Source organism: Nocardioides islandensis (assembly GCF_015352455.1).
GTDB classification, from domain to species: domain Bacteria; phylum Actinomycetota; class Actinomycetes; order Propionibacteriales; family Nocardioidaceae; genus Nocardioides; species Nocardioides islandensis.
Map to the genome: position 1 here is coordinate 274,037 of NZ_JADKPN010000004.1, position 11,813 is coordinate 285,849.

The window sequence follows — 11,813 nt, forward strand, 5'->3', positions numbered from 1 at the left end:
ATGTGGGCGCGGAGCATGTCGAGGCTGCGCGACCCCGTGTTCTGGAACGACGTCGTGCAGCTGGCCAAGACCGTGCTGGCGGCCGTCGTCGCGTGGGTCGTCGCGGCCGACGTGCTGGACCTCTCCCAGCCCTTCCTCGCACCCTGGGCCGCCCTCCTCGTCGTCCACGCGACCGTGTACCGGACGTTCTCCCGGGGTGTGCAGCAGGTCGCGGCGGCCGTCGTCGCCGTCGTCCTCGCCTCGGCGATCGGCCACGTGCTCGGGCCGACCACGTGGGCGGTCGCGACCCTCATGGTGGCGTGCCTGGTGATCGGCAGCGTGCGGTGGTTCGGCGGCGACATCACCATCGTCGCCACGACGGGGCTGGTCGTCCTCACCACCGGGTTCGGCAACGACGCGGTCCTGCTGACCCGGCTCGTCGACACGGGTATCGGGGTAGGCATCGGGCTGCTGGTCAACGTGCTGGTGTGGCCGCCGCTGAGGTCGCGCACGACCATCGCGGCGATGGACCGCCTCGACGACGGCATCGGCGAGCTGCTGCTCGACATGGCAGGCACCCTCCGCGAGGGAACGGCCACCACCGAGACCGTCACGGAGTGGATCGACCACACCCGCGACCTCGACGAGGCGATCGACCACACCTGGTCCCTGGTGCGCCAGGCACAGGAGAGCTCGCGCATGAACCCGCGGCGGCGGGCGCGCGACGTACGCGATCCTCAGGGATGGCAGGACCTGCTGCGGCGGATGGAGCAGGCGGTGGCCGAGGTACGCAGCCTGGCCAGGACCTGGGGCGCCGAGCTCGACCGCGGCGAGGTGCCGGACGCCGACTTCCTCGAGCAGTGGAGCTCCCTGCTCGGTGACGCCGGCCGCGCGACGTGCGAGGCCGACCCCGAGGCTCTGCACGCCGTACGCCGCCGGCTCGACGCGCTCGTCGACAGCCTGGGCTCGCGGGCGCAGCTGTCGCCACGGTGGCCGGTGCACGGGGCCCTGATCGTCAACCTGCGCAACATCCTCGACGCCATGGACGAGGTGGCCGCGGCCAACCCGATGCGTCAGCCGCCGGTCCCGCTGAGCCTGCGCCGAGGCGCTCGCGCCCGGGTGGCACGATCACGTCCATGACCACCATCACCCTGTCCGACGGCCGCGGGCTCGACATCGACGACGCGGGCGGGGACGGGACACCGCTGGTCTTCCACCACGGCACCCCCGGCTCGGTGACCCCCCTGCCGCAGATCGCCGAGGCGGCCGAACGGCACGGGCTGCGGATGATCACGTACTCGCGCGCGGGGTACGGCTCGTCGACGCGGCACGCCGGCCGGTCGGTCGCCGACGTGGTGGCCGACATCGACCAGGTCCTCGACCACCTCGGAGTCGAGCGGTGCGTCACCGGCGGGTGGTCGGGCGGCGGCCCGCACGCCCTGGCCATGGCGGCGCTGCGGCCCGAGCGCACGGCCGGCTGCCTGGTGATCGCCGGTGTCGCGCCGTACCGCGCGGACGGACTGGACTTCATGGCCGGGATGGGCGAGCAGAACGTTGCGGAGTTCAGCGCCGCTCTCGAGGGCGAGACGGCCCTGCGTGCCAACCTCGATGGGCAGCGGCCCGGCCTCCTGGAGGCCGACGGTCCCGGGATCATCGAGTCCCTCTCCACGTTGCTGCCCGAGGTCGACCGCGCGCTCCTCACCGACGACTTCGGGGAGGCCCTGGCCACCAACATGCACGAGGGACTGCGCACCGGTGTCGACGGCTGGCTGGACGACGACCTCGCGTTCATGCGCCCCTGGGGCTTCGGGCTCGGGTCGATCAGCGTGCCGACGTCGGTGTGGCAGGGCAGCGAGGACCTCATGGTCCCGTTCGCCCACGGCGTCTGGCTGGCCGACCACGTCGCCGGCGCGACGCCCCACCTGCTGGAGGGCGAAGGTCACCTGTCGGTGGGCGTGGGTGCCCTGGACGAGATGTTCACCGACCTGGCCGCCACCTGGTGAGTCACGGCCGGGTGGCGGACGCCCGCTCCCACCAGACCCACTCCAGACCGGGACCGGGCTCACGACGTACCTCGACCCACTCGGACCTGTCCCACGAGGGGTAGAACGTGTCGCCCTCGGGCGAGAGGTGCACCTCGGTGAGCACCTGGGCGTCGGCGACCGGCAGCGCCGCGGCGTACACCGCCGCTCCCCCGGCCACCATCACCTCGCCGGGCAGGCCGGCGGCGAGGGCGAGCGCCTCGTCCAGCGATGCGGCGACGAGCACGTCGGGGGCCGACCACACCGGGTCGCGGGTGAGCACGATCGTGGTGCGGCCGGGGAGGGCGCGCCCGATCGAGTCGTAGGTCGCGCGGCCCATCACCAGGGTGTGGCCGAGCGTCACCCGCTTGAAGTGGGCGAAGTCCTCCGGGATCCGCCACGGGATGCCGCCGGAGGCCCCGATGACCCCGTTGTCCGCGACTGCGGCGACGAGGGTGATGCGGTCAGACGGCAATGGGGGCCTTGATCCCGGGGTGCGGGTCGTAGCCCTCGACCGCGATGTGCTCGAGGTCGAAGCCGTCCAGCTCGGTGACCGACGGGTCGAGCACCAGCCTCGGCAGCGCGCGGGGCGAGCGGGTCAGCTGGAGCCGAGCCTGCTCCAGGTGGTTCACGTAGAGGTGTGCGTCGCCGAGGGTGTGCACGAAATCGCCGACCCGGAGCCCGGTGACCTGGGCGACCATGTGGGTGAGCAGGGCGTACGACGCGATGTTGAACGGCACGCCGAGGAACACGTCGGCGGACCGCTGGTAGAGCTGGCACGAGAGCGCACCGTCGGCGACGTAGAACTGGAACATCGTGTGGCACGGAGCGAGGGCCATCTGGGGGATGTCGGCGACGTTCCAGGCCGAGACGATGTGCCGCCGGCTGTCGGGGTTCTCGCGGATCTGCTGCACCACCTCGGCGATCTGGTCGACGTGCCGGCCGTCGGGCGTCGGCCACGAGCGCCACTGGTAGCCGTAGACCGGGCCGAGGTCGCCGTCGCTGTCGGCCCACTCGTCCCAGATCGTCACACCGCGGTCCTGGAGCCACTTCACGTTGGTGTCGCCGCGCAGGAACCAGAGCAGCTCGGCGAACACCGACCGCGTGTGGATCTTCTTGGTCGTCACCAGCGGGAAGCCCTCGGTCAGGTCGAACCGCATCTGGTGCCCGAACACCGACAGCGTGCCGGTGCCGGTGCGGTCGCTCTTCGCCGCGCCCTCGTCGAGGATCCGCTGGAGGAGGTCGAGGTAGGCCCGCATGGCGCCAAACTACTCGCCGAGACCGACGGTCCCGGTGATGGAAGTCCGCGCGTCCCCGCCGACCCAGACGGTGTCGCCCCAGCTCTCGGGACGGCGGTCGATGTACACCCGGCCACGCCGGCCCAGGACGGTGCCCTGGGAGGCGACGTACGACGCCGGCAACCGGTCCCCGGCCAGCCACTGCGCCACGCCCGCGTTCAGGCTGCCCGTGACCGGGTCCTCGCTGATGCCGTAGCCCGGGCAGAACGCGCGGATCTCCACGGCGCACTCGCTGCCCTCGGGGTAGGACCCGACGACGCCGATGTCCATGCCCATCGCCGCCGACCAGTCGGGCTCGATGGCCAGCACCTCGTCCGCGGAGTCCAGGAGCACCCCGACCCAGCCGGGCCCGTTGTCGATCCACTCCAGGTCGCGGACCTGCGACGGGTCGATCCGCAGCGCCCGGACGATCCGCTCCCGGTCCTCCTCCGACACCGCGCCCGAGCGGATGAACGGTGGCCCGGCGAAGGCCAGCCTCTCCCCGGACCGCAGCTCCACGAGCCCGGCCCCGCACTCCTGTACCAGGCGGCCCTCGGTCCGCGGCGTGCCTCCCGCCTCCAGCCACGCGTGGGCCGACCCGATCGTGGGGTGCCCGGCGAAGGGCAGCTCGGCGCTCGGTGTGAAGATCCGCAACCGGTAGTCCGCGTCATCGGTCGTCGGACTCAGGAGGAACGTCGTCTCCGACAGGTTCGTCCAGTTCGCGAACCGGGCCATGTCCTCCTCGGAGAGCCCGTCGGCGTCGTGCACCACGGCGACCGGGTTGCCCCGGAACGGCTCGGCGGAGAAGACGTCGACCTGGCGGAAGCTGCGCATGGGGCATTCAACCGCTCGCCGGCCAGATCGTCGCCGTCAGGTCGACGGCACCAGGCCCGGCTCGCCGCCCGCCAGCACGGGCACGCCGTGGAGGTCGAGCCGCGGTGTGCACGGCTCCGAGTCGACGGCGAACGAGTTCACGTATCCCCGGGCCACCAGGCAGTCGATGAGGGTGTAGGACCCGACCCGCGACACCGACCACACGACCCGGCCCTCCGAGGTGAACGCGGCCGCCATGGGCGTCCAGTCGTCGGGGAACCAGGTCCCCATCGCCTCACCCGTGGCCGCGTCGTACGCCGCGGGGCCGCCCGGTCTCCCGACGGTGACGACGAAGCGACCGTCCGGCGAGAGCTGGCCCGAGGTGCCGGGCACCACGACCTCGGCGCGGTCCACCGGGTGCACGACCGTGAGGGAGAGCCCGCGCTCTGGCCAGAGCTGCACTTCGGCCGCTACGTCCACCAGCGGACCGAGGGCCCCGCTCACGGGCGGCGACACCGTGGAGACCACGAGCTCGTCACTCCCCACGGTCAGCGACTGGTCGATGAAGTCGTCCCGGAAGTAGAGGCGGTCCCGGTCCCAGCCGACCAGCACGGTGTCGCGGACCGTCGGCAGCGTGCCCACGACCCGGCTGCCGGCGGCCGACCACACGACCAGGTCGCCCTGGTCGGGCTCCAGCCAGGCGACCAGACCCGCGCGCTGCGAGGAGACCAGTGACGTCCCCACGTCCATGGTGCCCAGCACCTGACGGGAGCCGTCCTCCCCGACCGCGACCACCTGCCCGTCGCCGTCCCCGTACACGACCAGGTCACCGGACTCCACCAGATGACGGACCCCGGAGACTCGGACCGTCCCCGTGTCCAGGTGCAGGGTGCCGCCGAGCCACCACGCGACGCCCACGGGGTTGTCCGCCGGCGTCACGGGGAGCGGGTCCAGCGTGGGCTCGGGAGCTGGCCGGACGAGAAGGGTGACGCCGGCTGCCACCAGGACCACCGCGGCCCCGATCGCACCGGACGCCAGCCACCGACGGCGGCGGCTCGCGCGGAACCGTGCCTCGATGCCCGCCAGGTCGGGCGGCGACACGCCGATGGCGGCGGCCGCCTCGGGGCACGCGAGGCCCAGCGACCCCAGGTCCAGGGTGTGCGCGGCGTCCTGGACGCGGTACCGGACGGCGGCCGGCGTCGCGCCGAGCACGGCCGCGACCTCCGCCAGGTCGAGGCCCAGGAGGTGGTGGAGGACGACCGCCAGCCGTGTGGTCTCGTCGAGCCCGGCCAGCCCGTCGCCCAGCCGCACCAGCAGCGCCATCCGTTGCTCGAGCTCGGAGGTCAGCAGCAGCGGGGTCGGCACCATCATCGGCTGGGGAGCGGGCTTGGCTCCGGCCCTCGCCCACCGGTCCACCACCACCTGCGCCAGCTCGACACCCAGGTCGCCGTCGCGCTGCAGCGAGCCCCAGCGGGGCAGCACCTCGGCGAACACCTCGCGGGTGAGCGACTCGGCGACCGCCACGGGCACGCCGAGCAGCACGTACGCCCGCGCGACCAGCGGCCACCGAGCGAGGACGTACGCCGTGAAGTCCCGGTCCCTGGTCACGTGTCGGCTCCCGTCAGGACCCGTCCGGGACGAGCCCCGGCCGCACGTCGGCGAGCACCGGCACCCCGCTGACGTCGAGCGGGCGGTCGCAGCGCTGCGCGTCCGGGTCGAACGCGGTCACCAGACGCTCCTCGACCTGGCAGTCGACCAGCCCGTAGGACCCGTTGTGCTCGTCGGCCACCCACACCACGCGGTCGTCGCGCGTGAACGCGGCAGCGACGGGTCCCCACGTGGGGTCGAACCAGGAGGGGTACCGCTGGCCGTTGCGCGCGTCGTAGGCCGACGGCACCCCGCTTCCGTCGAGCGTCAGCACGTAGTTGCCGTCCGGCGACAAGGCGCCGGTGAGCCCCGAGACCGGCGGCGAGACGCTGAAGAACGGCTGCGTGGTGGAGAGCACGCCGTCCTGGCGTCGGAGCTCGGCCCCGGACGCGACGTCGACCAGCTGCGAGGTCGGGAGGTTGTCCGGCGGGTCGACGGTCGTCACCTCGGAGCCGCTCAGGTTGATGAAGTCCACCGAGTGGTCCCGACCCTCCTGGTGGAAGTAGAGCCGGTCCCGGTCCCACCCGATCAGCCGGGAGTCGGTCGCGCGGGGCCGGGCCAGGACGACGTCCTGAGCCACCGCCGACCAGACGACGAGGTCTCCGCTCCCGGGCTCGAGCCACGCCACCCGACCCGCGGACCCCTGCGCCACGAGAGCGGTCGCGGTGTCCAGGCTCCCGATGCGCTCGCGCCTGCCGTCGTCGGTGAGCCAGACGACGTTCCCGTCGGAGTCTGCGTACGCGATCCCGAACCCGGCGTCGGCGATCTGCACGACGTCGGGCACCGGGGCGGTGCCGTGGGCGAGGTGCAACGTCCCGTCCAGCCACCACACGGCGCCGACCGGGTTCTCGACCTCGGTGACGTCCAGCGGGTCCAGCGCCCGCACGCGCGGCGGGTCGGGACGCGTGATGACGAACGCCGCGCCGACGACGAGCACCAGGGCGGCCGCGGCGCCGGCCGACACCAGCCAGCGGCGCCGACGGGTGGCGGCCGCCGTCGCGACGACGCGGTCGACGGGAGGCGGAGGTACGTCGATGGCACCGGCGGCCGCGTGACAGGCGGGGTCCAGCGGCACCAGGTCCAGGGCGAGGGCGGCCGCGGACAGCCGGCGGCCGACCTCCGCGGGCGGCTCGCCGAGGACGTCACCGACCTGCTCCACCTCGAGCTCGCCCAGGTGCCGGAGCACGACCGTCAGCCGCGTCGTCTCGTCGACACCGGCCAGACCGACGGCGAGCCGGTCGAGCATCGCGAGCTGCTCCTCGAGCTCGCGGGTCAGCACCCGGCCGGCGGCGACCGGCGTCCGCTCGCGCTCCGCGGGCTCGGACGCCGCGCCGCGCTGCCGGGCCCAGGCGTCCAGCACGACGCGGCCCAGCTCGACGTCCACGTCGCCCTCGCGCCGCATCCGGGCCCAGTCCGGCAGCAGACGGGCGAACGTCTCCACCGCGAGCTCGTCGGCGCGTTCCGGCGGCACCCCGAGCACGACCAGCACCCGCACGGCAGGCGCCCAGCGCGCGACGACGTACGCCGTGAAGTCGGGGTCGGCGCGCACCCCACCATCCTGCCGCGTGCTCCCAGGGATCGGGTCCTAGCCGGTGGTGTCCCTCGCGATGACCGGGGTTCCCTCGGCGTGCAGGTCCTCGGGCGTCGAGCAGTCCATCGGGGCCCCCGGCGACCCGCACACGACCAGGAACGCGCGTCCGTCGTCGCGCTCGGTCAGCCACGCGACCCGGTCGTCGTCGACGAACGTGGCGTCGAGGAGGCGCCAGCCGCCGGGGTACCAGGTGTCGAGGCGCTCGCCGGAGTGCGCGTCGTACAGCTGCGGCTCACCGCCGACCGGCCGGGCCAGGACCCGTCGACCGTCCGGCGAGAGCGCGCCGTCGACGAAGCCCGGGAAGTACGTCATCCGGCCGGTACGGGTGTGCACCACCCGCATCGTCCAGCCGACCTGCTCCAGTCGGCTGCCCACCACGGTGTCCACCAACGACGTCCACTCGTCGCCGTCGGCCTTCGGCGCACCGTCGCCCGTCTGGCGCGGGTCACCACCGCGCGGGTTCCACACCCAGTCCGTGGTGCCGATGCGGAAGGTCAGCCAGCCGCCGTCGAAGCCGGTCGGCTCGGTGCGCAGCCCCGAGACCACGACGCCGGCGACCTGGCGCTCCGCCGTCAGGTCCCAGACGACCAGCCGCTGCACCGCCGGCCGGCTCGCGTCCACCCACGCCACCAGGCCGACCGGGGAGGACACCAGCGACGAGCCCGACGTCGGGCGGCCGAGAAGGGTGCGGTGCCCGTCGGGGTACGCCGCGACCAGCCGGCCCTGGCCGTCCAGGTACGCCGCCGCTCCACCTGCCGCCACCAGACGGCGCACGTCGCCGACCTCCAGCGCGACGTCGGCGAGGTGCAGGGTGCCGTCGGCCCACCACACGACGCCTGTGTCGTTGGGCACGGCCGCCACGGCCACCCTGCCGAGCGAGTGGTCGGGCTTCCGGGGCGGCGGCTGAGCGGAGCCGGCGACCAGCGTGGCCACCACGAGGGCGATGGAGGCGGCCCCCGTCTGCGCACCGGCGATGCGCCACTGCCGCCGCCGGCGTCGTGCCAGGACGGCGCGGACCCGGTCGTAGGAGAACGGCGCCGGGGGCGGGACCGACTCGTCGTCGAGCAGCGCGGCGATCTCACCCGGTGCGAACAGGGCCTCGTCCACGTCCCCCCAGTGCACGAGCTCGTCCCAGTCGCCGCGCAGGTCGGCGAACGCCTCCGTTGCCGCGGACTGGGCGCGGGGCAGGGGCAGCCCGCGCACGACGAGGCAGCGGACCAGCGTCGGGCCGCGGGCCTCGACGTACGCCGCGTAGTCCTGCTCGCGCGACGATCGCTGGGGCACACCCCCAGTGTGCGCCCCTTCGGGGTCAGCCGGCGGAGAGCGACATCGGCCCGTAGACCGCTCGGTCCCCCTCGAAGAGCGTCACGCCGGCGACGCCCTCCTCGGCGAGCTCGGCCCACGTCTCGCCCACCCACGACTCGGCGTCGGCCTGGGACACGAACCGCTGGCCGGCGTACTCCTCGGTGACCTCCACCTCGGCCCCGCCGTCGTCCTCGAGGCGCCACCACCACGGCCGCTCCGCCGCGGACGGCGGTCGGAACGTGGGCGGCTGCTCGGGGAGGTTCACGACTCACGCACCGAGGGGTCGACGAACGGGACCTTGGCCGAGCGGAACAGCTCGCGGCGGCCGCGGACGTCCACCGTCAGCTCGGCCTCCGGGTTCACGAACGACGGCAGCAGGGCCATCCCGATCCCTTGACGCAACGTCGGGCTGAACGTGCCGGAGGTGATGGAGCCCAGGGGTACGTCGGGGGCCAGGAAGACCAGCATGCCCGGACGCGGGATGCCGCGGCCCGCGGCGACCAGGCCGCGCAGCAACCGCGTCGGACCCGCTTCCTTCTCGGCGAGCAGGGCCTCGCGTCCCCAGAAGCGGTCCTTCTTCCAGCCGACCGCCCAGCCGAGGCGCGCCTGGTTGGGCGTGACCTCGATGGTGATGTCCTGGCCGTGCAGCGGGTAGCCCATCTCGGTGCGCAGGGTGTCCCGGGCGCCGAGGCCGCACGGCAGCATGCCGTGCTCCTGGCCGGCCGCCAGCAGCGCGTCCCAGAGCTCGCCGGCGACCTCGTTGCGGGCGATCAGCTCGTAGCCGCGCTCGCCGGTGTAGCCGGTGCGGCACACGACCACGCCGCTGCCGCCGAAGTCGGCCTCGACGAACGACATGTACGCGTGGCCGGCCGGCAGGCCGACGGCGGTGAGGACCTCGTCCGACTTCGTGCCCTGCACCGCCAGCACGGCGTACTCCGTGTGGTGGTCGACGACCTCCACGCCCGCGGGCGCGGCTTCGGCCAGGCGGCGGACCACCTCGGCGGTGTTCGCGGCGTTCGGCACCAGCAGGACGTGCTCGTCGTCGTGGAAGTAGGCGATCAGGTCGTCGACGATGCCGCCGGTCGCGTCGTCGCAGCACAGCGTGTACTGCGCCTGGCCGGGCGCGATCTTGCCCAGGTCGTTGCTCAGCGTGGCGTTGACGTGTGCCGCCGCGCCGGCGCCGGTGACCATCGCCTTGCCGAGGTGGCTGACGTCGAAGATGCCGACGGCCTCCCGGACGGCGGTGTGCTCCTTCACCACGCCGGAGGGGTACTCCAGCGGCATGCTCCAGCCGCCGAACTCGGCGAACTTCGCGCCCAGCGCGACGTGCCGGTCGTGCAGCGGTGACGGCAACAGGTCGGCCATGTGAGCGACCCTAGTCGGGCACGACGAAGGAGTGCACGACGTGGGTCGCCAGGTCGAGCAAGCGGGCGACCGAGCGTGCGAGGTCGCCACCGCGCGTCGAGACCCGCGAACCCTACCCAGACCGGGACGAGCGGCAGGACGGGCGCGCGTGGCTAGAGTGCGCGGGTGACGACGTACCACCTGCGCAGCGCCAGCCCGGCGAAGACCCGCTCCGACGTGGTCGTCGTGGGTGCCGAGCAGTCCGGCAAGGACGTGCGGCTGGCCGCCGGCGCGGAGGACGTCACCGAGGCGTACGGCCGCAAGCTGCGTCCGCTGCTCTCGACGCTCGGGTTCGGCGGCAAGCCCGGCGAGGTGGTGAAGCTGCCCACGAACGGCGTGATCTCCTCGCCGCTGCTGGTGATCGTCGGCCTCGGCGAGGACCCGGGGCACGTCGCGCTGCGACGCGCCGCCGGCGTCGCGTCCCGGTCGATCAGCAACGCGTCGTCGGTCGCGCTGGCGCTGCCGGCGGACACGCCCGAGCGGGTGCGCGCGGTCGCGGAGGGCTTCGACCTCGGCGCGTACACGTTCACGGCGTACAAGCACAACGGAGCGAAGGGCTCCAAGGACAAGGGCGCCAACACGGTGGCCCTGCTGTCCCCGATCGCCCGGCAGCAGGCCGCCGTCACGGCGATGGACGAGGCGCTGCTGGTCGCCGAGGCCGTCCGCGACGCGCGGGACTGGGTGAACGTGCCCGCCGCCGACCTCCGCCCGCCGGAGTTCGCCGACGCCGTCACGGCGGCCGGCAAGAAGCTCGGCCGCGGCGTGAAGGTGCAGGTGAAGGTCTTCGACGAGAAGTCGCTGGCCGAGCTGGGCTGTGGCGGCATCCTCGGCGTCGGCCGCGGGTCGTCGGCGCCGCCGCGGATGGTCGAGCTGACCTACGAGCCCGCCGACGCGGTCGCGCACCTCGCCCTCGTGGGCAAGGGCATCACCTACGACTCCGGCGGTCTGTCCATCAAGCCCGCCTCCGGCATGACGACGATGAAGTGCGACATGGCGGGTGCGGCGGCGGTGGTGCAGGCGACGTTCGCGATCGCCAAGCTCGGCCTGCCCATCAAGGTGTCCGCGTTCGCGCCGATGGCCGAGAACATGGTCTCCGGCAGCGCGATGCGCCCGGGCGACGTGATCACCCAGTACGGCGGCACGACCATCGAGGTGATGAACACCGACGCCGAGGGCCGGCTGATCCTCGCCGACGCGATCGTCCGCGCCACCGAGAGCAAGCCGGACGTGATCATCGACGTCGCCACGCTGACCGGCCACATGGTCATCGCCCTGGGCGACCGGGTCGCGGGTGTGCTCGGCTCCGACGAGGTCGTCGGCGCGGTGCTCGCCGCCGGCGACTCCGCCGGCGAGGGGCTGTGGCCCATGCCGATCCCCGACGCGATCGTCGACCGGGTCAAGTCCAGCAAGATCGCCGACCTGCTCCAGCACGACGGCATCCGCTGGGGCGGCGGCCTGTTCGCCGCGGCTTACCTGCGCGAGTTCACCGCCGGCCTCCCCTGGGCCCACCTCGACATCGCCGGTACGGCGTTCAACACCGGCGGCCCCTACGGCCACGTCACCTCCGGCGGTACGGGCTTCGCCGTCGCGACTCTGGTCGACTACGCGAGGTCGCTCGTCGACGCCTGAGCCATGGTTTCCGCCGCTGGCGGGGTTGTCTGGGTTGTTGTTCTTGGTTCGCCTGCGGCGGGCTTCGGGACCGTGGTCGCCGGCGGCTGCACGAGAAGATCCCGCCGCCTACCCACTCGTCGCTCGTCCCTCACGACGAGCCGCCAG

At 73.5% G+C, this 11,813-nt stretch carries 11 protein-coding genes; 3 read left to right on the forward strand and 8 right to left on the reverse strand.

The genetic code is table 11. From position 1 onward, the window contains the following. Both ISU07_RS10065 and ISU07_RS10070 read left to right on the forward strand, forming a co-directional pair. Complete coding sequence (locus ISU07_RS10065) at positions 1 to 1,119, forward strand: FUSC family protein (RefSeq protein WP_194706642.1); 1,119 nt, start codon at positions 1 to 3, stop codon at positions 1,117 to 1,119. Continuing rightward, positions 1,116 to 1,982, forward strand: coding sequence for an alpha/beta fold hydrolase (locus tag ISU07_RS10070; RefSeq protein ID WP_194706643.1), 867 nt, complete (start codon positions 1,116 to 1,118; stop codon positions 1,980 to 1,982). The genes ISU07_RS10065 and ISU07_RS10070 overlap by 4 nt, the downstream gene beginning before the upstream one ends. A 1-nt stretch (position 1,983) precedes the next feature. On the opposite strand, the gene ISU07_RS10075 is transcribed toward ISU07_RS10070, so the two are convergent. The 8 genes from ISU07_RS10075 to gcvT are packed head-to-tail and all read right to left on the reverse strand — an operon-like array spanning position 1,984 to position 9,998. Continuing rightward, positions 1,984 to 2,475: a dihydrofolate reductase gene (locus tag ISU07_RS10075; RefSeq protein ID WP_194706644.1), complete on the reverse strand. Its 492-nt coding sequence runs from the start codon at positions 2,473 to 2,475 to the stop codon at positions 1,984 to 1,986. Next, positions 2,465 to 3,259 carry a thymidylate synthase gene (locus tag ISU07_RS10080; RefSeq protein WP_194706645.1) on the reverse strand — a complete coding sequence of 265 codons (795 nt, stop codon included), beginning with the start codon at positions 3,257 to 3,259 and terminating at the stop codon, positions 2,465 to 2,467. Before ISU07_RS10080 ends, ISU07_RS10075 begins: the two co-directional genes overlap by 11 nt. 9 nt (positions 3,260 to 3,268) lie before the next feature. Next, on the reverse strand, positions 3,269 to 4,111 hold the full coding sequence (locus ISU07_RS10085; RefSeq protein ID WP_194706646.1) for a PhzF family phenazine biosynthesis protein: 843 nt from the start codon (positions 4,109 to 4,111) through the stop codon (positions 3,269 to 3,271). Between the two features lie 36 nt (positions 4,112 to 4,147). Beyond that, positions 4,148 to 5,698 carry a sigma factor-like helix-turn-helix DNA-binding protein gene (locus ISU07_RS10090; protein ID WP_194706647.1) on the reverse strand — a complete coding sequence of 517 codons (1,551 nt, stop codon included), beginning with the start codon at positions 5,696 to 5,698 and terminating at the stop codon, positions 4,148 to 4,150. A gap of 13 nt (positions 5,699 to 5,711) precedes the next feature. Then, a complete protein-coding gene (locus ISU07_RS10095; RefSeq protein WP_194706648.1) occupies positions 5,712 to 7,286 on the reverse strand; it encodes a SigE family RNA polymerase sigma factor in 1,575 nt (524 codons plus the stop codon). A gap of 36 nt (positions 7,287 to 7,322) precedes the next feature. Continuing rightward, complete coding sequence (locus tag ISU07_RS10100; protein ID WP_194706649.1) at positions 7,323 to 8,612, reverse strand: TolB-like translocation protein; 1,290 nt, start codon at positions 8,610 to 8,612, stop codon at positions 7,323 to 7,325. A 25-nt stretch (positions 8,613 to 8,637) separates the two neighbouring features. Further along, positions 8,638 to 8,898 carry a hypothetical protein gene (locus ISU07_RS10105; protein ID WP_194706650.1) on the reverse strand — a complete coding sequence of 87 codons (261 nt, stop codon included), beginning with the start codon at positions 8,896 to 8,898 and terminating at the stop codon, positions 8,638 to 8,640. Further along, on the reverse strand, positions 8,895 to 9,998 hold the full coding sequence (gene gcvT, locus ISU07_RS10110) for a glycine cleavage system aminomethyltransferase GcvT (RefSeq protein WP_194706651.1): 1,104 nt from the start codon (positions 9,996 to 9,998) through the stop codon (positions 8,895 to 8,897). Before gcvT ends, ISU07_RS10105 begins: the two co-directional genes overlap by 4 nt. Before the next feature lie 165 nt (positions 9,999 to 10,163). On the opposite strand from gcvT, the gene ISU07_RS10115 reads away from it, so the two are divergent. Further along, positions 10,164 to 11,666 carry a leucyl aminopeptidase gene (locus ISU07_RS10115; protein ID WP_194706652.1) on the forward strand — a complete coding sequence of 501 codons (1,503 nt, stop codon included), beginning with the start codon at positions 10,164 to 10,166 and terminating at the stop codon, positions 11,664 to 11,666. Positions 11,667 to 11,813: the final 147 nt, after the last annotated feature.

What these genes read in the sequence shown, in the direction of transcription:
- gcvT (WP_194706651.1), bottom strand. Translation starts at nt 9,998, where the DNA reads ATGGCCGACCTGTTGCCGTCACCGCTGCACGACCGGCACGTCGCGCTG.
- ISU07_RS10080 (WP_194706645.1), bottom strand. Translation starts at nt 3,259, where the DNA reads ATGCGGGCCTACCTCGACCTCCTCCAGCGGATCCTCGACGAGGGCGCG.
- ISU07_RS10070 (WP_194706643.1), top strand. Translation starts at nt 1,116, where the DNA reads ATGACCACCATCACCCTGTCCGACGGCCGCGGGCTCGACATCGACGAC.
- ISU07_RS10065 (WP_194706642.1), top strand. Translation starts at nt 1, where the DNA reads ATGTGGGCGCGGAGCATGTCGAGGCTGCGCGACCCCGTGTTCTGGAAC.
- ISU07_RS10085 (WP_194706646.1), bottom strand. Translation starts at nt 4,111, where the DNA reads ATGCGCAGCTTCCGCCAGGTCGACGTCTTCTCCGCCGAGCCGTTCCGG.